Here is a 22,032-nt window from a genome sequence, read left to right as displayed (position 1 = left end):
ATCGCCCGAGAGATTACGCGTCCCGTCGCGTGCCGCAAAACCCTGCGACTGCGCAGGGGCGCCTCGGGCCGCACAGCTACCGTGGACCCGATGAACTCCTCCGGCGCGCTCTTCCAGGGTCAGACTCCGCTCGCGGTGCGGATGCGTCCCACGTCGCTCGACGAGGTGGCCGGGCAGCAGCACCTGCTCGGCGCCGGTTCTCCGATCGTCGCTCTCGCGGATCCCGAAGCCGCGAAGCCCGGCACGGTGTCCGTGATCCTGTGGGGTCCGCCGGGGACGGGGAAGACGACGCTCGCGCAGGCGATCGCGCGATCGTCCGGGCGCCGGTTCGTCGAGCTCTCGGCGGTCACCGCAGGCGTCAAGGACGTGCGGCAGGTCATGCAGGGGGCGCTCGATCAGCGGGACCTCTACGGCCAGTCGACGATCCTGTTCCTGGACGAGATCCACCGGTTCTCGAAGGCGCAGCAGGACGCGCTTCTCCCGGGCGTCGAGAACGGGTGGGTGATCCTGATCGCGGCGACGACCGAGAATCCGTCGTTCTCGGTGATCTCGCCGCTGCTGTCCCGCTCACTTCTGCTCACGCTCAAGCCGCTCACGGACGGCGACCTGGGCGCGCTCATCGACAGGGCCGTGGCTGACGCGCGCGGACTGGACGGCGCCATCGAGCTCCACGACGAGGCGCGTTCCGCCCTCATCGGCCTGTCGTCCGGAGACGCGCGGCGCGCGCTCACGGCGCTCGAGGCCGCCGCGGGAGTCGCGGTGACGGAGAACGGCGACGACGAGACGCCGATCGTCACCGCCGACCGCGTCGCGCAGGCCGTCGATCGCGCGCTCCTCAGGTACGACCGCCAGGGCGACGAGCACTACGACGTCATCAGCGCGTTCATCAAGTCGATTCGCGGCTCCGACCCGGACGCGGCCGTGCACTACCTCGCGCGCATGATCGAAGCGGGCGAGGATGCGCGGTTCATCGCCAGGCGGCTGATGGTGCATGCGGCAGAGGACATCGGACTCGCGGATCCTCGCGCTCTCCAGATCGCGGTCGCGGCGGCCGACACGGTCCAGCTCATCGGCATGCCCGAGGCGCGGATCCCGCTGGCAGAGGCGACGATCTACCTCGCGACGGCGCCGAAGTCGAATGCCGTCATCGCAGCGATCGACGGCGCGCTGGCCGACGTCAAGGCGGGGCGCATGGGCCCGGTTCCCCTGCATCTCCGCGACGCTCACTATGCGGGCGCGAAGCGCCTCGGGCATGGCAAGGGCTATCGCTACCCGCACGACGACCCGCGCGGCGTGGTCACGCAGAGCCATCTTCCCGACCCGCTGCGCGGCGTGCGGTACTACGAGCCGACCACTCATGGCGCCGAGCGGGAGCTGTCCGACCGTCTCGAGAGGATCCGCCGGATCCTCGGCGACTGACCAGGTCAGCGTACGACGCGCTCTGTTAGGATTGACCGGCTCGACGTCCGAGCACATCCCCTTCGCATGTCCCGCGGGCAGTCCGGCGTACGCCCGCGTGCGGGACGAAGGCGGAATGTACGCCCGTGAAGCCGCCAGGTGCGGCACGTGAAAGGAAATCATGGTTACGAAGGCACAGGACCGCCGCAAGGTCCGCCTGTCGCGCGCGCTCGGCGTCGCGCTGACCCCGAAGGCCGCGCGCTACCTCGAGAAGCGCCCCTACGGTCCCGGTCAGCACGGTCGCACGAAGCGCAAGCAGGACAGCGACTACGCCGTTCGTCTGCGCGAGAAGCAGCGTCTGCGCGAGCAGTACGGCATTCGCGAGAAGCAGCTTCGCATCGCGTTCAACGAGGCTCGCCGCACCGACGGCCTGACGGGTGAGAACCTCGTCGAGCTCCTCGAGATGCGTCTCGACGCGCTCGTGCTGCGTTCGGGCTTCGCCCGCACGACGGCCCAGGCGCGCCAGTTCGTCGTCCACCGTCACATCATCGTCGACGGCAAGACAGTCGACCGTCCGTCGTTCCGCGTCAAGCCGGGCCAGACCATCGAGGTCAAGGCCCGCAGCGAGGCGCTCGAGCCCTTCCAGGTTGCGGCAGCCGGCGGTCACGCCGAGGTCCTGCCCAACGTCCCGGGCTACCTCGAGGTCGAGCTCGACAAGCTCCAGGCGAAGCTCGTGCGTCGCCCGAAGCGCGCCGAGGTCCCCGTCCAGTGCGAGGTCCAGCTCGTCGTCGAGTACTACGCGGCCCGATAACACGGCCCGCATTCGTGGAAGGGGCCCGCTTCGGCGGGCCCCTTTCCCGTATCCGTCGTCCGACGGCTTCCGGGCCTAGGATGGAAAGACCGCTCGTCCGCCCGCGAACCCCACGGAGATGACATGAAGAACGTGCTGCTGTTCCTGCTCGGCGTCGTGGGAGGGTTCGTGGCCGCGCACTTCATGACCAAGGATCCGCGCGGCAACGAGCTGCTCGCCTCCATCGATGCGCGCATCAGCGATTTCACCGACACGCTCGCGGGCGCGTACCACGCCGAGGTCGCGCGCGACACGACCGACTGACGTCCGACGCGCAGACGCCTCACCTTCTCCGGCCGCGCCGCGCGCGACCGTCTCGCCACGCAACAGTCAAGGATCCATCCCCTCGCATGAAGACCGCGGAGATCGCCCAGCGCTACCTCGACTACTTCGAGAAGAACGGCCACACCATCGTCCCGTCGGCATCGCTCGTCAGCGACGACCCGTCGATCATGTTCACGATCGCGGGCATGGTGCCGTTCATCCCGCACTTCACGGGCGTCGTCCCCGCACCGCACCCGCGCATCGCGGATGTGCAGAAGTGCATCCGCACGAACGACATCGAAGAGGTCGGAAAGACGGCCCGCCACGGCACCTTCTTCCAGATGATGGGCAACTGGTCGTTCGGCGACTACTTCAAGGAGGGGGCGATCACGCACGCGTGGACGCTCCTGACAACGCCCGAAGCCGACGGCGGCCTGGGGTTCGCTCCGGAGGACCTCTGGGTCACGGTCTACGAGACCGACGACGAGGCCGCGGAGCTGTGGCAGAGGATCGCCGGCATTCCGCCCGAGCGGATTCAGCGCATGGGGCGCGAGGACAACTACTGGCACACCGGGCAGCCCGGCCCGGCCGGTCCCTGCTCCGAGATCTACTACGATCGCGGTCCGGCCTACGGCCAGGACGGCGGACCGGCAGTCGACGACAACCGCTTCCTCGAGATCTGGAATCTCGTGTTCATGCAGGAGCGCGTCGCCGACGTGCGATCCAAGGTCGATTTCGACATCGTCGGCCCGCTGCCCGAGAAGAACATCGACACGGGCTTCGGACTCGAGCGCGTCGCCTTCATCAAGCAGGGCGTCGAGAACATGTACGAGACCGATCAGGTCCGTCCCGTGCTCGACCGCGCGAGCGAGCTGAGCGGCAGGGCGTACGGCGCCGATGCCGACGATGACGTGCGCTTCCGGGTGATCGCCGACCACGTGCGCTCCTCGCTGATGCTGCTGTCCGACGGCGTCACGCCCTCGAACGAAGGGCGCGGCTACATCCTGCGACGCCTGATGCGTCGTGCGATCCGCTCGATGCGCCTGCTCGGCGTCGAGGGGCCGACGTTCCCTGAGCTGTTCGCCGCGTCGCGCGACGTCATGAAGGTGACGTACCCGCAGATCATCGAGGACTGGGACCGCATCTCGACCTACGCGTTCGCCGAGGAGGAGACCTTTCTGCGCACGCTGTCCTCCGGATCCGCGATCCTCGACGAGGCAGTGCTCGCCGCGAAGGGGACGGGCCGCGACACGCTGGCCGGCGACCGTGCGTTCCTGCTCCACGACACCTACGGATTCCCGATCGATCTCACGATGGAGATCGCGGAGGAGGCCGGCCTCGGCGTCGATCGCGACGCGTTCGACGGCCTCATGGCCGCGCAGCGGAAGCGGGCCAAGGAGGACGCCCGCAGTCGCAAGAGCCGGATCGCCGACCTGAGCGTCTACAGCGCCTTCCGTGCCCAGGGAGAGACGCTCTTCACGGGCTACGACGACCTGGCTACCGAGTCGAGCGTGCTCGGTCTGCTCGTCGACGGTCAGGCGGCGCAGAGCGCCACGGAGGGGCAGGTCGCCGAGATCATCCTCGCTCAGACCGCGCTCTACGCGGAATCGGGCGGGCAGGTCGCCGACAAGGGCACGATCGTCGGGCCCGGCTACGAGCTCGAGGTCCTCGACGTGCAGCGTCCCGTGTCCGGGCTCATCAGCCACACGGTCGAGGTGACGCGCGGCGAGGTCGGCGTGGGGCAGCCCGCGACGACCGTCGTCGACGAATCCAATCGTCGTGCGGCGCAGCAGGCGCACTCCGCCACGCATCTCGTGCACGCGGCGCTCCGCGACACGCTGGGCTCCGGCGCCACGCAGGCGGGGTCGCTCAACCGTGCCGGCTACCTGCGCTTCGATTTCACGTGGGGCCAGGCGCTCTCGGGGGAGACGAAGAGCGAGATCGAGGAGATCGCCAACAATGCCGTGCGCTCCGGGCTCGAGGTCTCCACGCGCGTGATGTCGCTCGACGAGGCGAAGGCCGCGGGCGCGATGGCGCTCTTCGGCGAGAAGTACGGCGACACCGTCCGGATGGTCGACATCGGGGGGCCGTGGTCGCGCGAGCTCTGTGGCGGCACCCACGTGTCGACCTCCTCTGAAATCGGCCTCATCTCGCTGACGGGAGAGTCGTCGGTGGGCGCCTCGAACCGTCGTGTCGAGGCTCTCGTCGGTCAGGACGCGTTCCGCGAGCTCACGGCCGAGCGCGCCCTCGTCAGCGAGCTGACGGCGTCGCTCAAGACGCCGAAGGACAAGCTGGCCGAGCGCGTGGCCGAGCTGGCGGCGAATCTGAAGTCCGCCGAGAAGCGCATCGCCCAGTATGAGGCGAAGGCGCTCCAGCAGCGCGTGCCCGAGATCGCGCGGTCCGCGACCCGGGCAGGACGTCTGCTGCTCGTTGCGGAGTCCGTCGGAGAGGTCCAGTCAGCCGATGACGTGCGCACGCTCGCGACGCAGGTGCGCGAGCGCCTCGCGCCCGAGCCGGTCGTCGTGGCCCTCGCGGGTGTCGTGAGCGGTCGCCCGATCGTTGTCGTGGCGACCACGCCGGAGGCACGGGAAGCCGGTGCCCAGGCCGGATCCTTCGTCAAGATCGCCTCGCAGACGCTCGGCGGCGGTGGCGGCGGCAAACCCGACCTCGCCCAGGGCGGCGGATCCGACGCGTCCGCCGTGCCGGCGGCGCTCGATGCCGTGCGAAGCGCGGTGGAGGCGCTGTAGCGACATGGACGCATTTCGTCGCGGTGCGCGTCTCGGAATCGACGTCGGGAAGGCGCGAGTCGGCGTCGCCCGGAGCGATCCCGATGGCATGCTCGCCGTGCCCGTCGAGACCGTGCCGCGAGACGATCGCTCGATCGCGCGCATCGCGGAGATCGCGGCGGAGTTCTCCCCGCTCGAGATCGTCGTGGGCCTTCCGCTCAACATGCGCGGCGAGGACACGCTCTCGACGACGGATGCGCGCGAGTTCGCCGCCGCTGTCCGCGAGGCGCTGCCGGATATCGGAGTGCGTCTCGTCGACGAGCGGCTCAGCACGGTCACGGCGCACACCGCACTGCGCCAGTCCGGACGATCGCAGAAGAAGTCCCGCGGCGTCGTCGACCAGGTGGCGGCGGTGGTGTTCCTCCAGCACGCCGTCGACACCGAGAAGCGAACGGGAAGAGCGCCGGGTGCGGTGCTCGGCCCGTCCGAGGAGTGAACAGACCCGATGACCCAGCCGGCTTCCCCCGACGGCAGGCCTCTGACGAGGCGTGAGATGCGCGAACGGCGCACGCAGCACCAGGCACCGGAGAGCGCCGCGACGGATCCGTCCCCCGCGGATCCGCGACCGGGCCGAGGCGAGGCATCGCCCGAGCCCCGCGAGGCGACCCCCGAGGCGGCGACGAGCTCGCACGGGACTCCCCGGGACGCGCGCGAACAACCCGCCGCCGCGCCCGCCGAGGACCCCGCTCAGCCGCCCGCGCACTCTGACCCCGCACACGACGAGCACGCGGCGCTCGGCGATCTGCTCGGGGGTGACGACGGGGATGACAGCCACCACCACACGAAGAAGCGGCGCCGGGGCCGCGGCGGGTGCCTGGTCGCGCTCCTCATCGTCGTCGCGATCCTCGGCGGGCTCTTCGCCGCCGGTGCATGGGCCGTGAACACCTACGGGCAGCGCGTCGCCGACCAGTTCGGCATCAGCCTGTTCGGCTTCGAGCCGACGCCGACCGATTACGAGCCCGGACAGGCGACGGGCGAGACCACGATCACGATCAGCGAGGGCGACACCGGCTGGGAGGTGTCGGTCGCGCTGCACGATGCGGGCGTCACTCTCACCGAGGCGGTGTTCTACGACATGCTCGTCGCAGCTCAGGTCGACCCGCAGTTCATGCCGGGGACATACGTGCTGCAGGAGAAGATGACGGCCAAGGCGGCGCTGACGGCTCTCGAGGATCCTGAGAACAAGATCGAGGACGCCGTCTCCTACCCCGAGGGGTACACCCTCGAGGACATCGTCCCGCGGATCGCAGCGGGCCTCGATGTCGGAGACGACAAGGTGCGCGCGGCGCTCGACGACCCGTCGGAGTATGGGGTCGACGCGGACACGCTCGAGGGATGGCTCTTCCCCGCGACCTACCAGTTCGAGCCCGACACGACGGCGAAGCAGGCGATCCAGGAGATGGTCGATCGCACCCGCGAGTCGCTCGACGCGGCGGGGGTGCCGAACGGCGAGGCCGAGCGGATCCTGACGATCGCGTCGATCATCCAGCGCGAAGCGCGGTATGACGACGACTTCTACAAGGTGTCCCGCGTCATCGAGAACCGCCTCGACGAGTCCGTCTCGGAGACCGGCGGCAAGCTGCAGATGGATTCAACCGCCCAGTACGGCTACGGGGAGATGCACGAGGGGCGGGCATCGAGCTCCGCGGAGGCTCTGAACGACGATAATCCCTGGAACACGTACGTGCACGCGGGGCTGCCCGTCGGGCCCATCTCGAATCCCGGTGACCTTGCGATCGACGCGGCGATGCACCCGGCGGACGGCTCCTGGCAGTTCTTCGTGACGGTGAACCTCGACACCGGCGAGACGGTGTTCAGCGACACGTACGAAGAGCACCAGGAGCACGTGGCCGAGTGGGACAAGTGGTGCACGGCCAACCCCGGGTCCGGGTGCTGATGAACTCGGGCGCGCGCCTCGAGGTCTGGGGCGACCCGATCGGACACAGTCGGTCGCCCCTTCTTCACCACGCGGCGTATCGCGCGCTGGGGCTCGACTGGGGATTCACCCGGCGAGAGGTTCCAGCGGCTCGGTTCGCTGAGCGTCTCGCGGAGTCGCGTGTCCGCGGCATCGCGGTCACCTACCCGCTCAAGGAGCACGCGTTCCGGGCGGCCGCATGGCGGGGGAGGCGCGCCCAGCTTACGGGCGTGGCGAACACGCTGTTCTTCGGCGAGCCCGGCGATCTGCCACGTCTCGAGGAGCGCGAGGGCGACGGACCGCTCGCCTTCAACACCGACGTCGGGGGCATCGCCCTGGCCCTGCGCGAGATCGGCGCCGATGCCGCGCGGTCCGTGCGCATCATCGGCGCCGGGGCGACGGCGACGTCGGCACTCGTCGCCCTGTCGGAGCTCGACGTCGACGTCGTCGAGATCGCCGCGAGAAGGCCGGAGCGCGCGGCGCACCTCATCGCTCTGGGGGACCGCGCGGGCGTCGCTGCGCACGTCGTCGCGGTCGACGATGCCTCAGCCCCCGTGGACCTGACGATCGCGACGCTTCCGGGCGGGACCGCGCTGTCGGAGCACGCGCTCGAGAGCCTGTCGCGACGCGGCGGCCTGCTGTTCGACGTGGCCTACAGCCCCTGGCCGACCCCGCTCGCGAGTGCCTGGGGCGGAGCCGCTCATCACGGCCTCCCGATGCTCCTGCACCAGGCCGTGCTCCAGGTGCGGATCTTCGTGAACGGAGACCCGTCTGCGCCGGTCGATGACGAATCCGCCGTCGTCGAGGCCATGCGCGCCGCCCTCACCACGTCCTAGCATGACGTGCGGTTCGTCGCCACCCCTCGAGTGGCCGTAGGCTGGACGGCATGCTCCGCGTGCTGACGGCCGGTGAATCGCACGGCCCCGAACTCGTCGCCATCATCGAGGGTCTTCCCTCCGGCGTCCCCGTGTCCCCGCAGGACATTCAGAACGACCTGCAGCGCCGCAAGCTCGGCTACGGCCGCGGATCGCGGATGAAGTTCGAGCAGGACGAGCTCTCGATCTCGAGCGGCATCGTCCAGGGCCTGACGATCGGCAGCCCCGTCGCGCTGCGCATCGGCAACACCGAGTGGCCGAAGTGGGCCGAGGTGATGAACGCCGAGCCGACGGAGCTCAGCGCGAAGTCCCGCGGACGAGGCGCTCCGCTCACGCGCCCGCGTCCCGGGCATGCCGATCTCGTCGGCATGCAGAAGTACGACTTCGACTCCGCGCGCCCCATCCTCGAGCGCGCGAGCGCTCGCGAGACGGCGGCACGCGTCGCGCTCGGCGCCGTCGCGCGCAGGTTCCTCGGCGAGCTCGGCATCCGTCTCGTGAGTCACACGCTCTCGATCGGCCCCGTCGCTGCGCCCGCGGGCGCGCCCGCCCCGTCGCCCGACGACGTCGACACCCTTGACGCGGATCCGCTGCGATGCTTCGATGCGGCCACGAGCGCGCGCATGGTCGATGAGGTCGACGACGCCCGCAAGGCGGGCGACACGCTGGGCGGCATCGTCGAGGTGCTGGCCTACGGACTCCCGCCGGGTCTCGGATCGCACGTGCACTGGGATCGGCGGCTCGACGGCAAGCTCGCGCAGGCGCTCATGAGCATCCAGGCGATCAAGGGCGTCGAGGTCGGCGACGGCTTCGAGACGACGCGCCGCCGCGGATCCGCGGCCCATGACGAGCTGTATCCGTCGGAGGACGGCGTGGTCCGGGGATCCGATCGTGCGGGCGGCACCGAAGGCGGGATGTCGACTGGAACCGTTCTGCGTGTGCGCGCGGGAATGAAGCCCATCGCCACGGTGCCCCATGCGCTGGAGACGATCGACGTGTCGACGGGGGAGAAGGCGACCGCCCACCACCAGCGCTCCGACGTGTGCGCGGTGCCCGCTGCGGGCGTCGTCGCCGAGGCGATGGTCGCGATCACGCTCGCCGACGTCCTCCTCGAGAAGTTCGGGGGCGACTCGATCAGCGAGACCCGGCGCAATGTCGACGCCTACCTCGCGGCGATTCCGGAGACGCTCCGCAGCGCCGCGCTGTCCGCACGGCATGACTGACGAGCGCGCCGTCGTCTTCATCGGCCCGATGGGGGCCGGGAAGTCGAGCATCGGCCGTCGCGTCGCGAAGCGTCTCGGCACGACGTTCTCCGACACGGACGCGATGATCGTGAAGGACCACGGCCGCATTGCGGACATCTTCACGGATCGCGGCGAGGAGGAGTTCCGCCGCATCGAGCGCGACACCGTCCGGTCGGCTCTCGCCGCCGGCGGCGTCGTCGCCCTCGGCGGCGGTGCTGTGCTCTCTCCCGACACGCAGGCGGCCCTCGCACGGCACCTCGTCGTGTATCTGACGGTGTCCGAGCGCACGGTCGCGTCGCGGATCCGCGGGGCCAGGCGGCCGCTGCTGAACCAGGGCGACGCGATCGAGGAATGGAAGCGCATCGCGAGCGAGCGCCGTCACCTGTACGACCGCCTGGCCGACATCGCATTCGACACCTCGCGCGGGCCGCTGCGGGACGTCGTCGATGCGGCCGCCCAGTGGGCGGAGGAACGACTCGGCGCACGGGAGCACGATACGGCACGAGATCAGGAGAGCGAGAGCATCGATGACTGACCAGACGGTGATCCACGTCGACGGCACACCCGGATACGACGTCACGGTGGGGCGCGGCGCGCGTCACGCGTTGCGCGCCGCACTTCCGGCGGCCGCAAAGAAGGTGCTCATCGTGCACCAGCCCTCGCTCGGCCGCATCGTGAACGAGGTGCGCGAGGAGCTGCTCGAGTCGGGCGACCTCGAAGTGCTGCTGGCCGAGATCCCCGACGCCGAAGCCGCGAAGCGCATCGAAGTCGCGAGCTTCCTCTGGGGCATCCTCGGGCAGGCCGACTTCACGCGCAGCGATGCGATCGTCGGATTCGGAGGGGGAGCCGCGACGGACGTCGCCGGCTTCGCCGCCGCCACGTGGCTCCGGGGCGTCGACGTCGTGCAGGTTCCGACGACCGTCCTCGGCATGGTCGACGCGGCGGTCGGAGGGAAGACGGGGGTGAACACCGCAGAGGGCAAGAACCTCGTCGGCGCCTTCTGGGCCCCGCGCGCGGTCCTGTGCGACCTCGAGCTGCTCGAGCCGCTGCCCGAGAACGAGAAGACCGCGGGCTTCGCCGAGGTGCTCAAGGCGGGATTCATCCGCTTCCCGGAGATTCTCGACATCGTCGAGAACGATCCGGCACGTGCGCTGGACGTCGCGTCGCCGGAGTTCCGGCGGTGCATCGAACTGGCCATCGAGATGAAGGCTGTCGTCGTCGGAGAGGACTTCCGCGAGGCGGGCCTGCGCGAGACGCTCAACTACGGACACACGCTCGGCCACGCGATCGAGCACGCCGAGCGCTACCAGTGGCGCCATGGAGCGGCGGTGTCGATCGGCATGATGTTCGCCGCCGAGCTGTCGCGCCTCGCCGGGCGCCTGAGCGACGAGGCCGTGGATCGGCACCGTTCGATCCTCACATCGCTCGGCCTTCCGACGACCTATCGTGCGGGAGCGTGGAACCAGCTGCTCGCGACGATGCAGCGGGACAAGAAGACCCGCGCGGGCCAGCTGCGCTTCATCGTGCTCGACGAGATCGGCAAGCCCACCGTGCTGCAGGCGCCCGACCAGTCGCTGCTGTTCGCCGCCTACCAGGAGATCGGGGAGGAGCAGCCGCAGGGCGGAATCGTCCAGACGGGTTCCAGGTAGAATCTCCCCTTGGGCCCTCGCGGCCCTCGCACCGCTCATATCGACGAAACGGAACTTCCCACTCATGGCATCGACCGCAGACATCCGCAATGGCGTCGTCCTCTCGATCGACGGACAGCTCTGGAGCGTCGTGGAGTTCCAGCATGTGAAGCCGGGCAAGGGCGGTGCGTTCGTGCGCACCAAGCTCAAGAACGTCGTCTCGGGCAAGGTCGTCGACAAGACGTTCAACGCCGGCGCCAAGGTCGACATCCAGAACGTCGACCGCAGCGACTACCAGTACCTGTACAACGACGGCGAGAGCTTCGTGTTCATGGACGTCAAGGACTACGACCAGATCAACGTGTCCGACAAGGTCGTGGGCGACGCAGCGCGGTTCCTCCTCGAGAACATGAACGTCACGATCGCGATGCACGACGGGCTGCCGCTCTACATCGAGATGCCGCCGTCGGTCGTGCTCGAGATCACCTACACCGAGCCGGGCCTGCAGGGCGACCGCTCGAACGCGGGCAACAAGCCGGCGACGGTCGAGACGGGCGCGGAGATCCAGGTCCCTCTCTTCGTCGACCAGGGCACGAAGGTCAAGGTCGACACCCGCACGGGCGACTACCTCGGCCGTGTGAACGACTGACTGTGAGCTCCCGTACCAAAGCGCGCAAGCGCGCGCTGGACATCCTGTTCTCGGCTGACGTCCGCGGCGACGCACTGGCTGTCGCCCTCGCAGCCGAGGCCAAGCGCGCCGCGAGCGAGCCCGAGCGCGAGGCCTCCTGGCTGTATGCCCGCGAGATCGTCGACGGCGTCATCGACCACGGCGACGAGATCGACGAGCAGATCACGACGCACAGCCGCGATTGGAAGCTCGATCGCATGCCCACAGTCGACCGCTCGCTTCTGCGCATCGGCACGTGGGAGCTCCTCTGGAATGACGAGGTGCCGACGGCGGTCGCGATCGATGAGGCCGTCGAGCTCGCGAAGGATCTCTCGACCGACGAGTCGGGGGCCTTCGTGCACGGCGTGCTGGCGCGCATCGCCCGCTCGAACTGAATAGACTCGTCACACCTGCACCTTTAACCCCGTCCTGTGAGGCGGAGAAGGGAGCGGCAGATGAGCACGAGAACCGTGCTGCATGAAGCCGATATCCTGCGTGCGCTCACGCGCATCGCTCACGAGATCCTCGAGTCGAACAAGGGGCCGGATGGCCTCGTCCTCCTCGGGATCCCCACGCGCGGCGTCGCGCTCGCGGAACGCCTGGCCACGCTGATCGAGCGATTCGGCGGCGCCGCCGTCCCGGTCGGACAGCTGGACGTCACGATGCATCGCGACGATCTCGCCCAGCACCCGACGCGGACGCCGCAGCCGACATCGATCCCCGACGCCGGGGTCGACGGCCGCGTGGTGGTGCTCGTCGACGACGTGCTCTTCTCGGGCCGGTCGATCCGCGCGGCGCTCGACGCCCTCGGCGACATCGGCCGCCCGTCGGCGGTGCGCCTCGCGATCCTCGTCGATCGCGGACACCGCGAGCTGCCGATCCGGCCCGATTTCGTGGGCAAGAACCTGCCGTCTGCGCGCTCCGAGCGCGTCAACGTGCGCGTCACCGAGGTGGACGGCGTCGACGAGGTCACGATCGACGCCTCGGGGAGGGACGCATGATGCGCCACCTGCTCGACACCCGGACGCTCGCACGTGAGGACGCGATCCGGATCCTCGACGTCGCCGAGGACATGGCCGAGACCCAGGGCCGCGAGGTGAAGAAGCTGCCGACGCTGCGCGGCAAGACCGTCGTGAACCTCTTCTTCGAGGACTCGACCCGCACCCGCATCTCGTTCGAAGCGGCCGCGAAGCGCCTCTCCGCCGACGTGATCAACTTCTCCGCGAAGGGCTCGAGCGTCTCGAAGGGCGAGAGCCTGCAGGACACCGCTCAGACGCTCCAGGCGATGAGCGCGGATGCCGTCGTCGTCCGCCACGGCGCATCGGGGGCACCGCGCACCCTGGCGACGAGCGGGTGGATCGATGCCGGGGTCGTCAACGCCGGAGACGGTACGCACGAGCACCCCACGCAGGCGCTGCTCGACGCGTTCACGATGCGGCGTCGTCGCTATGGCGCGGGCGCGAGCCGCGGCCGCGACCTCGCGGGCTACCGGGTCGCGATCGTGGGGGATGTCCTCCACTCGCGCGTCGCTCGGTCGAACGTCTGGCTCCTCGACGCGCTCGGCGCCGAGGTCACGCTCGTCGCGCCTCCCACTCTCGTCCCGCAGGACGTTTCACGATGGCCCGCGCGTGTCCGCTACAGCCTCGACGAGGCCGTCGCCGACGGACCCGACGCGATCATGATGCTCCGTATTCAGCTCGAGCGCATGAACGCCGCGTTCTTCCCGTCTGAGCGCGAATATGCGCGGATGTGGGGACTCGACCCCGTCCGTCTGCGTGCGCTGCCGGACGATACGATTGTGATGCATCCCGGGCCGATGAACCGCGGGCTCGAGATCTGCGCGGAAGCGGCGGATTCGCCCCGCGCGACCGTGCGCGAGCAGGTCACGAACGGCGTATCCGTGCGCATGGCGGTGCTCTACCTGCTGCTGGCGGGGGAGCGGGCAGGAACCGATCAGAAGGAGGACCGATGAGCGAGGTGCTCCTCATCCAGGGAGCCGCGATCGAGGGCGGCGAACGTGCCGACATCCTCATCGAGGACGGACGGATCTCGGAGGTCGGAGCCGGCCTCAGCAGCGCGGGCGCGCGTACGATCGACGCCGACGGGCTCGTGGCGATCCGCGGCCTCGTCGACCTGCACACACACCTGCGCGAGCCCGGCTTCGAGGCGAGCGAGACGATCGCAACCGGCACGCGTGCGGCAGCGGCAGGAGGCTTCACGGCGGTCTTCGCGATGCCGAACACGCACCCCGTGGCCGATGCCGCGGGAGTCGTCGAGCAGGAGCTCGCTCTCGGAGAGGCGGCGGGCTACGCGACCGTCCAGCCCATCGGCGCCGTCACGGTCGGCCAGAAGGGCGTCGCACTCGCGGAGCTCGGCGCGATGGCCGAGTCGCGAGCGCGTGTGCGCGTCTTCAGCGACGACGGCTTCTGCGTGTGGGATCCGCTGATCATGCGCCGCGCGCTCGAGTATGTGAAGTCCTTCGGCGGCGTGATCGCGCAGCACGCCCAGGATCCTCGTCTCACCGAGGGCGCTCAGATGAATGAGGGCGTCGTCTCGGCCGAACTCGGCCTCGCCGGCTGGCCCGCCGTGGCCGAGGAGTCGATCATCGCGCGGGATGTCCTGCTCGCCGAGCACGTCGGATCCCGTCTGCACGTCTGCCACCTCTCGACGGCGGGCAGCGTCGACATCGTCCGCTGGGCGAAGAAGCGCGGCATCGACGTCACGGCGGAGGTGACGCCGCATCATCTCCTGCTGACGGACGAGCACGCGCGCGGATACGACGCGCGCTTCAAGGTCAATCCGCCGCTGCGTCGCCAGGAGGACGTCCTGGCCGTGCGCGAGGGACTGGCCGACGGCACGATCGACATCGTCGCGACCGATCACGCACCGCACCCGGCGGAGTCGAAGAGCGCCGAGTGGGCCGCAGCAGCGCACGGCATGGTCGGGCTGGAATCCGCCGTGCGCATCGTGCACGAAACGATGGTCGACGACGGACCGTTCGGCTGGGACGACGTCGCGCGCGTGCTGTCCTCGACACCGGCGCGCATCGGCGGTCTCGACGGGCACGGCACGCCGATCGAAGCGGGGCAGCCGGCAGAGCTCACGCTCTACGACCCCTCGCCGCGCGCCGATTTCCAGACGTCCGACCTGCGAGGACGCAGCCGTAACTCGCCCTACCTCGGGCGCGAGCTCCCCGGCAGCGTGCGATGGACGATCCATCGTGGGTACCCGACCCTCGCCGACGGCGAGGTCGTCGACCTCGCTGGCGGCGGCGCATGACCCGCGAGATCGCCTCGATCATCATGCTCGCGATCGCCGTGATCGGCCTCGCGCTCATGGTGTGGGGGTGGCGTCGCCGACGACGCCGGGACGCAGATGTCGCCGTTCCGCTCGGCGAGCTCGTGGGCGAGGCGACGGCGACGTTCTCGGGCCTCTACGTCTCGACCACCCGCCACGACGCGCCTCTCGACCGCATCGCCACCCCGCCGCTCGCGTTCCGCGCAAAGGTCGACATCACGGTGACGACCGACGGCGTCGGGCTGTCCATGCCCGGGGAGACCCCCGTCTTCCTCACCGCCGGCCATCTCGTCGGCGCCGGTCGCGCCACCTGGACGATCGACCGCGTCGTCGAGCGCGACGGGCTCGTGCTCGTCGCCTGGACGGACGGAACCCAGATCCTCGACACCTATCTGCGCCTGCAAGAGTCCGATCCTGCAGCGCTCGTCGCGGCGATCGAGCAGATCGCCGCAGCAGACACACCCACAGGAGCTATCCGATGACCTCCACCTCCTCCACTCTCACCTCTCTCCTCGACCGCGACCGGGCGGTCCTCGTCCTCGAGGACGGCGCGCGCTACGAGGGGTACGCCTATGGCGCGCGCGGCACGACGCTCGGCGAGGTCGTGTTCTCGACCGGCATGACCGGCTATCAGGAGACCCTCACTGACCCCTCCTACGCGGGTCAGATCGTGCTGCAGACCGCGCCGCACATCGGCAACACGGGCGTCAACGACGAGGACCCCGAGTCCCGTCGCATCTGGGTCGCCGGCTACATCGTGCGGGACCCCTCGCGCGTCGTCTCGAACTGGCGTGCCGACGAGTCGCTCGATGCGGCCCTCGAACGCGACGAGATCGTCGGAATCTCCGGAATCGACACCCGCGCGGTGACGCGCCGGATCCGCGCGGAAGGATCCATGCGCGGCGGCGTCTTCTCCGGTGACGCGGCCGCGCTGCCGGACGACGAGCAGCTCCGCATCGTCCAGGACGCGCCCGAGATGGCCGGCCAGAACCTCTCCTCGCAGGTGTCGGTCGAGGTTGCGGCCGTCACGCCCGCGGCGGGAGAGCGTCTCGGCAACCTCGCGGTGGTCGACCTCGGCATCAAGCAGGCCACAGTCGAGAACCTCGCGCGCCGCGGCTTCGAGGTCCACGTGCTTCCGCAGTCCGTCACGGCCGAAGAGCTGCGTGCGATCGACCCTGTCGCGGTGTTCTACTCGAACGGCCCGGGAGACCCGGCCGCCAGCGCCGGTCACGTCGAACTCCTCCAGGGCGTCCTGCGCGACGGGCTGCCGTTCTTCGGCATCTGCTTCGGCAACCAGCTGCTCGGCCGCGCGCTGGGCCTCGGCACGTACAAGCTGCCGTTCGGCCACCGCGGCATCAACCAGCCCGTCCGCGACAAGCAGACCGGACGCGTCGAGATCACCGCGCACAACCATGGCTTCGCGGTCGAGGCGCCCACGGAGGGCGTGTTCGACAGCCCCGCGGGCTTCGGCCGCGTCGAGGTCAGCCATGTGGGTCTCAACGACGATGTCGTGGAGGGTCTGCGCGCCCTCGACATCCCCGCCTTCTCGGTGCAGTACCACCCCGAGGCCGCGGGTGGACCCCACGACGCCAACTACCTGTTCGACCGTTTCCGGGACCTCGTCATCGAGTCCCTCAGCAAGAAGGGCGCACATGCCTAAGCGCGACGACATCCAGTCCGTTCTCGTCATCGGATCCGGGCCGATCGTCATCGGCCAGGCGTGCGAGTTCGACTACTCCGGCACGCAGGCATGCCGCGTGCTGCGCGAGGAGGGCGTGCGCGTCATCCTCGTCAACTCGAATCCTGCGACGATCATGACGGACCCCGACTTCGCGGACGCGACCTACATCGAGCCGATCACGCCCGAGGTCATCGAATCGATCATCGTCAAGGAGAGGCCCGACGCGATCCTCCCGACGCTCGGCGGCCAGACGGCGCTGAACGCGGCGATGGCGCTTCACGAGCGCGGACTCCTCGAGAAGCACGACGTCGAGCTGATCGGCGCGAACGTCGACGCGATCCGCAAGGGCGAGGACCGACAGGTGTTCAAGGAGCTCGTGATCGAGTCGGGCGCCGACGTCGCGCGCAGCCGCATCGCCCACACGATGGACGAGGTGCTCGCGGCCGCGGACGATCTCGGCTACCCGATGGTCGTGCGCCCCTCGTTCACGATGGGCGGTCTCGGCTCCGGCTTCGCGTACAACGAGACCGAGCTGCGTCGCATGGCCGGTCAGGGCCTCGTCGAATCGACGACGACGGAGGTCCTGCTCGAGGAGTCGATCCTCGGGTGGAAGGAGTACGAGCTCGAGCTCATGCGCGATACGGCCGACAACACCGTGGTCGTCTGCTCGATCGAGAACGTCGACCCGGTCGGCGTCCACACGGGCGATTCGATCACGGTCGCGCCGTCCCTCACCCTGACCGACCGCGAATATCAGAGCCTCCGCGACATCGGCATCGACATCATCCGCGCGGTGGGCGTCGACACGGGCGGCTGCAACATCCAGTTCGCGATCAACCCCGATGACGGACGCATCATCGTCATCGAGATGAACCCGCGCGTCTCGCGTTCGTCGGCCCTCGCCTCCAAGGCGACGGGGTTCCCGATCGCGAAGCTCGCCGCGAAGCTCGCTCTCGGCTACCGCCTCGACGAGGTGCCCAACGACATCACAGGAGTGACTCCCGCGTCGTTCGAGCCCACGCTCGACTACGTCGTCGTCAAGGTCCCGCGCTTCGCGTTCGAGAAGTTCCCCGCGGCGGATCCGACCCTCACGACGACGATGAAGTCGGTCGGCGAGGCGATGGCGATCGGCCGCAACTACACGACGGCCCTGCAGAAGGCTCTCCGCTCGATCGAGAAGCGCGGATCCTCGTTCCACTGGGGCGAGCAGTCGCGCTCCGTGGCCGACCTGCTCCACTCGATGCAGACGCCGACCGACGGCCGCATCGTCGACGTGCAGCAGGCGCTCCGCCTGGGCGCGACAGCAGAGCAGGTGTTCGCCGCGACGAAGATCGACCCGTGGTTCCTCGATCAGATCGTGCTGATCAACGAGGTCGCTTCTGCCATCCACGGCGCGGACGAACTCGATGAGCGGGCCTTCCGCCTCGCGAAGGAGCACGGCTTCTCCGATGCGCAGATCGGTCAGCTGCGCGGGCTCTCCGAGCCCGAGGTGCGCGAGGCGCGCTACGCGCTCGGGATCCGTCCGGTGTTCAAGACGGTCGACACGTGTGCGGGAGAGTTCCCTGCGCTCACGCCGTACCACTACTCGTCGTACGACGCCGAGACCGAGGTCGTCCCGTCGGACCGTCGCAAGGTCGTGATCATCGGGTCCGGTCCGAACCGCATCGGCCAGGGTGTGGAGTTCGACTACTCGTGCGTCCACGCATCGTTCGCACTGAGCGACGCGGGGTTCGAGACCGTCATGGTCAACTGCAACCCCGAGACCGTGTCGACCGACTACGACACGTCCGACCGGCTGTACTTCGAGCCGCTCACTCTCGAGGACGTCCTCGAGGTCCTGCACGCCGAATCCCGCTCGGGCGAGATCGTCGGCGTGGTGTGCCAGCTCGGCGGACAGACGCCCCTCGGTCTCGCGCAGGGCATCCAGGACGCCGGATACGCCGTGCTCGGCACGAGCCCCGCGGCGATCGACCTCGCCGAGGACCGCAAGCTCTTCGGCGAGATCCTCGAACGCGGCGGCCTCGTGGCGCCGCGCAACGGGACCGCCACGAGCGAGGAGGAGGCCGTCCAGATCGCCGAGGAGATCGGCTATCCCGTGCTCGTGCGCCCGTCGTTCGTGCTGGGCGGTCGCGGCATGGAGATCGTGTACGACACCACGAGCCTGCGCGACTACTTCGCGCGGATCGAGGCCAGCGCGATCATCGGCCACGACGCGCCGCTTCTCGTCGACCGGTTCCTCGATGACGCGGTCGAGATCGACGTCGACGCGCTGTACGACGGCGAGGAGCTCTACGTCGGCGGCATCATGGAGCACCTCGAGGAGGCCGGGATTCACTCGGGTGACTCGTCGTGCGCCCTCCCGCCCATGTCGCTGGGTCGCAGCGTGATCGACCGCGTCGTGGATGCGACGCGCGCGATCGCCGAGGGCGTCGGCGTGCGTGGTCTCCTCAACGTCCAGTACGCCATGAGCGCGGGCGTCCTCTACGTCATCGAGGCGAACCCGCGCGCGAGCCGCACGGTTCCGTTCGTGTCGAAGGCGCTGGGGATCCAGCTCGCGAAGGCCGCGAGCCGGGTCATGGTGGGATCCTCGATCGCCGAGCTGCGCGCGGCCGGCATGCTGCCGGAGATCGACGGATCCCGGATCCCGCTGGACGCTCCGGTGTCCGTCAAGGAAGCCGTCCTGCCGTTCAAGCGCTTCCGCACGGCGGACGGACAGATCGTCGACTCGGTTCTCGGCCCGGAGATGCGCTCGACGGGCGAGGTTATGGGAATCGACCGCGACTTCCCGACCGCGTTCGCCAAGAGCCAGGCCGCCGCGTACGGCGGCATCCCGACGAGCGGCACGGTGTTCATCTCGGTGGCCGACAGCGACAAGCGCGATGTCATCCTGCCGGCGCACCGTCTGCAGGAGCTCGGGTTCCGTCTGCTCGCGACGAGCGGCACGGCGGAGATCCTTGCCCGCAACGGCATCCGCGTCGAGCTCGTCAACAAGTTCAGCGCGACGCAGGACACCGGCGAGGACAACGTCGTCGACCTGATCGGACGCGGCGAGGTCGACATCATCGTGAACACCCCGAGCGGGATGTCCGCGCGCGCCGACGGGTACGAGATCCGCGCGGCCGCCGTGGGGGCCGACAAGGCGCTGTTCACCACGATCGCCACGCTGGGCGCCGCCGTGAGCGCGATGGGATCGCAGCGCGCCGGCTTCGCGGTCAAGAGCCTGCAGGAGTTCCAAGCGGAGCGCGTCGCGTGACGAGCTTCGGACAGCGGGCCCGCGCCGCCATGGCGCAGCGCGGGCCCCTGTGCGTGGGAATCGATCCCCACGCCCGCCTGCTCGACGACTGGGGCCTCGGCCGCGACGCGGACGGCGTGCGCGAGTTCGGTCTGCGCGTCGTCGAGGCCGCGGCCGGACGCGCGGCCTTCGTGAAGCCTCAGGTGTCGTTCTTCGAGCGGTACGGATCCGCAGGGATCCAGGCCCTCGAGTCCGTGATGGCGGCCGCGCGCGCAGCGGGACTCCTGGTGATCGCCGACGCCAAGCGCGGCGACATCGGATCCACGATGGATGCCTACGCGTCGGCCTGGCTCACTCCGGGCGCTCCGCTGGAGGCGGACGCACTCACCGTGAGCCCCTATCTCGGCGTCGGCGCCGTGAGCGGCGCGATCGATCTCGCCTACGCCAACGGCAAGGGCATCTTCGTCCTCGCGGCGACGAGCAATCCGGAGGCGGCCGGCGCGCAGCGCGCCGTCGATGCCGAGGGGCGCACCGTCTCGCAGCGCGTGATCGACGAGGTCTCCGACATCAACAGCGCACACACCGCGGACGACGAGTGGGGGAGCGCTGGCTTCGTGATCGGCGCCACGGTCGACTGGGCGGAAGCCGGGATCCGCCCGTTCGCGCCGGTCGCGCCGATCCTCGCGCCGGGCTTCGGACATCAGGGCGCCGACGTCGCCCACCTGGGAGCTGTCTATGGATCTCTCGCGGAGGCGGTCATCGTCGCGGAGAGCCGGAGCATTCTCTCGGCTGGGCCTGTGAAGATCGCTTCTGTGATCGCAGAACACGCCCGCGTCGCGATCGACGCGGGAGCACGACGGGGGACTGACATCCAGGAGCCATATCAGGATGAGTGAATCCGTCAGGCCGCCAGAGGTCGACCGCGTCGCCGCCTCTCGGAAGGCCGTCGCCGCGCGCCGTGCCCGCGCGAGTCTCAAGCGCGACCTCTCGACCCGTGTCGTCACGCCGCAGGAGGTGCTGCGTCGCGCGACCGCTGACGCGCAGTCCGCCGCCGGCACGCTGCGCGTGCCCGAGTTCCTCACGGCGCTCCCGGCGATCGGCGAAGGCAAGCGCGACCGGATCCTCGCGGAACTGCAGATCTCGCCGGTCAAGCGACTGGGCGGGCTTGGGTCGCGTCAGCGCGATGCGCTGTCGGCGTGGCTCGAGCGGCGGTCGCCCGATCCGAGGCCGCGCCCGGGCCGGAGCAGCCTCATCGTGCTCGCCGGGCCGACCGCCGTCGGAAAGGGCACCGTCGCCGCGTATATCCGCGACAACCACCCGGACGTGCTGCTGTCCATCTCCGCCACGACGCGTGCGCCGCGTGAGGGCGAGATCGACGGACGCCACTACTTCTTCGTCGACGACGCCGAGTTCGATCGCATGATCGCGGACGGCGATCTGCTCGAGTGGGCCACCGTGCACGGCACGCATCGCTACGGCACCCCGCGCGGGCCGATCGATCGAGCCCTGGCGCAGGGGCGCTCGGTCCTGCTCGAGATCGACATGCAGGGCGCCTTCCAGGTGCGCGAGTCCGAGCCGCGCGCGACGCTCGTATTCCTTCTTCCGCCCAGCTGGGACGAGCTGGTGAACCGTCTCGTCGGACGCGGCACGGAGTCCGAGGAGGAGCGCACCAGGCGACTGCGCACGGCGCGCACCGAACTCGCCGCCCAGGGCGAGTTCGACTTCCGCATCGTGAACGAGGATGTCGCCGAAGCGGCGGAGCAGGTCGTAGACTTGATGCAGGCGTCCGCGCGCTGAGGCATTCTCGCGCGCGCAGAATCGGGCAGGGGAGAGGATCTCTTCCGGCCCTCGACCAGGAGGTTGGCACATGGCCACGGAGAACAAGGGCATCATCGACCCGCCCATCGACGAGCTGCTCGACCGCGTCGACTCGAAGTACCAGCTCGTGATCTACAGCTCCAAGCGGGCGCGTCAGATCAACGACTACTACACCGATCTGCAGGAGGGCTCGCTGTTCGACAACGTCGGCCCGCTCGTCGACTCGGCGGTCGAGGACAAGCCGCTGTCGATCTCCCTGCGTGAGATCCATCAGGACAAGCTGCGTCTGCGCCCCGTGGGGGAGTGACCCGCCGAAGCGCGCTCTGAGGACCCCCGCCATTCCGATGTCGGGGGTCCTCGGCATCCTGTCCCGCACCCCC

General features: G+C 69.5%; 21 protein-coding genes. All 21 read left to right on the top strand.

The window, feature by feature from the left end; genetic code table 11:
- Window positions 1-90 precede the first annotated feature (90 nt).
- A complete protein-coding gene (locus tag KOL93_RS06125) occupies window positions 91-1,419 on the top strand; it encodes a replication-associated recombination protein A (protein WP_221584424.1) in 1,329 nt (442 codons plus the stop codon).
- Window positions 1,420-1,579: 160 nt separating this feature from the next.
- Window positions 1,580-2,209, top strand: coding sequence for a 30S ribosomal protein S4 (rpsD, locus tag KOL93_RS06120; protein WP_221584423.1), 630 nt, complete (start codon window positions 1,580-1,582; stop codon window positions 2,207-2,209).
- A 123-nt stretch (window positions 2,210-2,332) separates the two neighbouring features.
- Window positions 2,333-2,512, top strand: a complete 180-nt coding sequence (locus KOL93_RS06115) for a hypothetical protein (protein WP_221584422.1) — start codon at window positions 2,333-2,335, stop codon at window positions 2,510-2,512.
- Window positions 2,513-2,598: 86 nt separating this feature from the next.
- Complete coding sequence (gene alaS, locus KOL93_RS06110; RefSeq protein WP_221584421.1) at window positions 2,599-5,259, top strand: alanine--tRNA ligase; 2,661 nt, start codon at window positions 2,599-2,601, stop codon at window positions 5,257-5,259.
- A 4-nt stretch (window positions 5,260-5,263) separates the two neighbouring features.
- Complete coding sequence (ruvX, locus tag KOL93_RS06105) at window positions 5,264-5,734, top strand: Holliday junction resolvase RuvX (RefSeq protein WP_221584420.1); 471 nt, start codon at window positions 5,264-5,266, stop codon at window positions 5,732-5,734.
- 57 nt (window positions 5,735-5,791) lie between these two features.
- Complete coding sequence (gene mltG, locus KOL93_RS06100; RefSeq protein ID WP_221584419.1) at window positions 5,792-7,195, top strand: endolytic transglycosylase MltG; 1,404 nt, start codon at window positions 5,792-5,794, stop codon at window positions 7,193-7,195.
- Complete coding sequence (locus KOL93_RS06095) at window positions 7,195-8,049, top strand: shikimate dehydrogenase family protein (RefSeq protein ID WP_221584418.1); 855 nt, start codon at window positions 7,195-7,197, stop codon at window positions 8,047-8,049. The genes mltG and KOL93_RS06095 overlap by 1 nt, the downstream gene beginning before the upstream one ends.
- A gap of 50 nt (window positions 8,050-8,099) precedes the next feature.
- A complete protein-coding gene (gene aroC / locus KOL93_RS06090) occupies window positions 8,100-9,308 on the top strand; it encodes a chorismate synthase (RefSeq protein WP_221584417.1) in 1,209 nt (402 codons plus the stop codon).
- Entirely contained in the window at window positions 9,301-9,864 is a 564-nt protein-coding gene (locus KOL93_RS06085) for a shikimate kinase (protein ID WP_221584416.1), read from the top strand. The genes aroC and KOL93_RS06085 overlap by 8 nt, the downstream gene beginning before the upstream one ends.
- Window positions 9,857-10,978, top strand: coding sequence for a 3-dehydroquinate synthase (gene aroB, locus KOL93_RS06080; RefSeq protein WP_221584415.1), 1,122 nt, complete (start codon window positions 9,857-9,859; stop codon window positions 10,976-10,978). The genes KOL93_RS06085 and aroB overlap by 8 nt, the downstream gene beginning before the upstream one ends.
- 64 nt (window positions 10,979-11,042) lie before the next feature.
- Entirely contained in the window at window positions 11,043-11,606 is a 564-nt protein-coding gene (efp, locus tag KOL93_RS06075) for an elongation factor P (protein ID WP_221584414.1), read from the top strand.
- Window positions 11,607-11,608: 2 nt separating this feature from the next.
- Window positions 11,609-12,019: a transcription antitermination factor NusB gene (nusB, locus tag KOL93_RS06070; RefSeq protein ID WP_221584413.1), complete on the top strand. Its 411-nt coding sequence runs from the start codon at window positions 11,609-11,611 to the stop codon at window positions 12,017-12,019.
- A gap of 60 nt (window positions 12,020-12,079) precedes the next feature.
- Entirely contained in the window at window positions 12,080-12,625 is a 546-nt protein-coding gene (pyrR, locus tag KOL93_RS06065; RefSeq protein ID WP_221584412.1) for a bifunctional pyr operon transcriptional regulator/uracil phosphoribosyltransferase PyrR, read from the top strand.
- Complete coding sequence (locus KOL93_RS06060; RefSeq protein ID WP_221584543.1) at window positions 12,625-13,596, top strand: aspartate carbamoyltransferase catalytic subunit; 972 nt, start codon at window positions 12,625-12,627, stop codon at window positions 13,594-13,596. The genes pyrR and KOL93_RS06060 overlap by 1 nt, the downstream gene beginning before the upstream one ends.
- On the top strand, window positions 13,593-14,903 hold the full coding sequence (locus KOL93_RS06055; RefSeq protein WP_221584411.1) for a dihydroorotase: 1,311 nt from the start codon (window positions 13,593-13,595) through the stop codon (window positions 14,901-14,903). The genes KOL93_RS06060 and KOL93_RS06055 overlap by 4 nt, the downstream gene beginning before the upstream one ends.
- Window positions 14,900-15,403 (top strand): PH-like domain-containing protein, encoded by a 504-nt coding sequence (locus tag KOL93_RS06050; protein WP_221584410.1) that lies wholly within the window; start codon window positions 14,900-14,902, stop codon window positions 15,401-15,403. Before KOL93_RS06055 ends, KOL93_RS06050 begins: the two co-directional genes overlap by 4 nt.
- Window positions 15,400-16,581, top strand: coding sequence for a glutamine-hydrolyzing carbamoyl-phosphate synthase small subunit (carA, locus tag KOL93_RS06045; RefSeq protein WP_221584409.1), 1,182 nt, complete (start codon window positions 15,400-15,402; stop codon window positions 16,579-16,581). The genes KOL93_RS06050 and carA overlap by 4 nt, the downstream gene beginning before the upstream one ends.
- The gene (gene carB, locus KOL93_RS06040) at window positions 16,574-19,855 is read left to right on the top strand and encodes a carbamoyl-phosphate synthase large subunit (protein WP_221584408.1); all 3,282 of its coding nucleotides are present in this window, start codon (window positions 16,574-16,576) and stop codon (window positions 19,853-19,855) included. Before carA ends, carB begins: the two co-directional genes overlap by 8 nt.
- The gene (gene pyrF, locus KOL93_RS06035) at window positions 19,852-20,730 is read left to right on the top strand and encodes an orotidine-5'-phosphate decarboxylase (RefSeq protein WP_221584407.1); all 879 of its coding nucleotides are present in this window, start codon (window positions 19,852-19,854) and stop codon (window positions 20,728-20,730) included. The genes carB and pyrF overlap by 4 nt, the downstream gene beginning before the upstream one ends.
- Complete coding sequence (gmk, locus tag KOL93_RS06030; protein ID WP_221584406.1) at window positions 20,723-21,631, top strand: guanylate kinase; 909 nt, start codon at window positions 20,723-20,725, stop codon at window positions 21,629-21,631. The genes pyrF and gmk overlap by 8 nt, the downstream gene beginning before the upstream one ends.
- Window positions 21,632-21,701: 70 nt before the next feature.
- Window positions 21,702-21,959: a DNA-directed RNA polymerase subunit omega gene (gene rpoZ, locus KOL93_RS06025; protein WP_221584405.1), complete on the top strand. Its 258-nt coding sequence runs from the start codon at window positions 21,702-21,704 to the stop codon at window positions 21,957-21,959.
- Window positions 21,960-22,032 lie beyond the last annotated feature (73 nt).

The organism is Microbacterium salitolerans, from assembly GCF_019720895.1.
GTDB lineage: Bacteria > Actinomycetota > Actinomycetes > Actinomycetales > Microbacteriaceae > Microbacterium.
This window is presented reverse-complemented; position numbering and strand designations above follow the sequence as displayed.

What these genes read in the sequence shown, in the direction of transcription:
- KOL93_RS06125 (WP_221584424.1), top strand. Translation starts at nt 91, where the DNA reads ATGAACTCCTCCGGCGCGCTCTTCCAGGGTCAGACTCCGCTCGCGGTG.
- rpsD (WP_221584423.1), top strand. Translation starts at nt 1,580, where the DNA reads ATGGTTACGAAGGCACAGGACCGCCGCAAGGTCCGCCTGTCGCGCGCG.
- KOL93_RS06115 (WP_221584422.1), top strand. Translation starts at nt 2,333, where the DNA reads ATGAAGAACGTGCTGCTGTTCCTGCTCGGCGTCGTGGGAGGGTTCGTG.
- alaS (WP_221584421.1), top strand. Translation starts at nt 2,599, where the DNA reads ATGAAGACCGCGGAGATCGCCCAGCGCTACCTCGACTACTTCGAGAAG.
- ruvX (WP_221584420.1), top strand. Translation starts at nt 5,264, where the DNA reads ATGGACGCATTTCGTCGCGGTGCGCGTCTCGGAATCGACGTCGGGAAG.
- mltG (WP_221584419.1), top strand. Translation starts at nt 5,792, where the DNA reads ATGCGCGAACGGCGCACGCAGCACCAGGCACCGGAGAGCGCCGCGACG.
- KOL93_RS06095 (WP_221584418.1), top strand. Translation starts at nt 7,195, where the DNA reads ATGAACTCGGGCGCGCGCCTCGAGGTCTGGGGCGACCCGATCGGACAC.
- aroC (WP_221584417.1), top strand. Translation starts at nt 8,100, where the DNA reads ATGCTCCGCGTGCTGACGGCCGGTGAATCGCACGGCCCCGAACTCGTC.
- KOL93_RS06085 (WP_221584416.1), top strand. Translation starts at nt 9,301, where the DNA reads ATGACTGACGAGCGCGCCGTCGTCTTCATCGGCCCGATGGGGGCCGGG.
- aroB (WP_221584415.1), top strand. Translation starts at nt 9,857, where the DNA reads ATGACTGACCAGACGGTGATCCACGTCGACGGCACACCCGGATACGAC.
- efp (WP_221584414.1), top strand. Translation starts at nt 11,043, where the DNA reads ATGGCATCGACCGCAGACATCCGCAATGGCGTCGTCCTCTCGATCGAC.
- pyrR (WP_221584412.1), top strand. Translation starts at nt 12,080, where the DNA reads ATGAGCACGAGAACCGTGCTGCATGAAGCCGATATCCTGCGTGCGCTC.
- KOL93_RS06060 (WP_221584543.1), top strand. Translation starts at nt 12,625, where the DNA reads ATGCGCCACCTGCTCGACACCCGGACGCTCGCACGTGAGGACGCGATC.
- KOL93_RS06055 (WP_221584411.1), top strand. Translation starts at nt 13,593, where the DNA reads ATGAGCGAGGTGCTCCTCATCCAGGGAGCCGCGATCGAGGGCGGCGAA.
- KOL93_RS06050 (WP_221584410.1), top strand. Translation starts at nt 14,900, where the DNA reads ATGACCCGCGAGATCGCCTCGATCATCATGCTCGCGATCGCCGTGATC.
- carA (WP_221584409.1), top strand. Translation starts at nt 15,400, where the DNA reads ATGACCTCCACCTCCTCCACTCTCACCTCTCTCCTCGACCGCGACCGG.
- carB (WP_221584408.1), top strand. Translation starts at nt 16,574, where the DNA reads ATGCCTAAGCGCGACGACATCCAGTCCGTTCTCGTCATCGGATCCGGG.
- gmk (WP_221584406.1), top strand. Translation starts at nt 20,723, where the DNA reads ATGAGTGAATCCGTCAGGCCGCCAGAGGTCGACCGCGTCGCCGCCTCT.
- rpoZ (WP_221584405.1), top strand. Translation starts at nt 21,702, where the DNA reads ATGGCCACGGAGAACAAGGGCATCATCGACCCGCCCATCGACGAGCTG.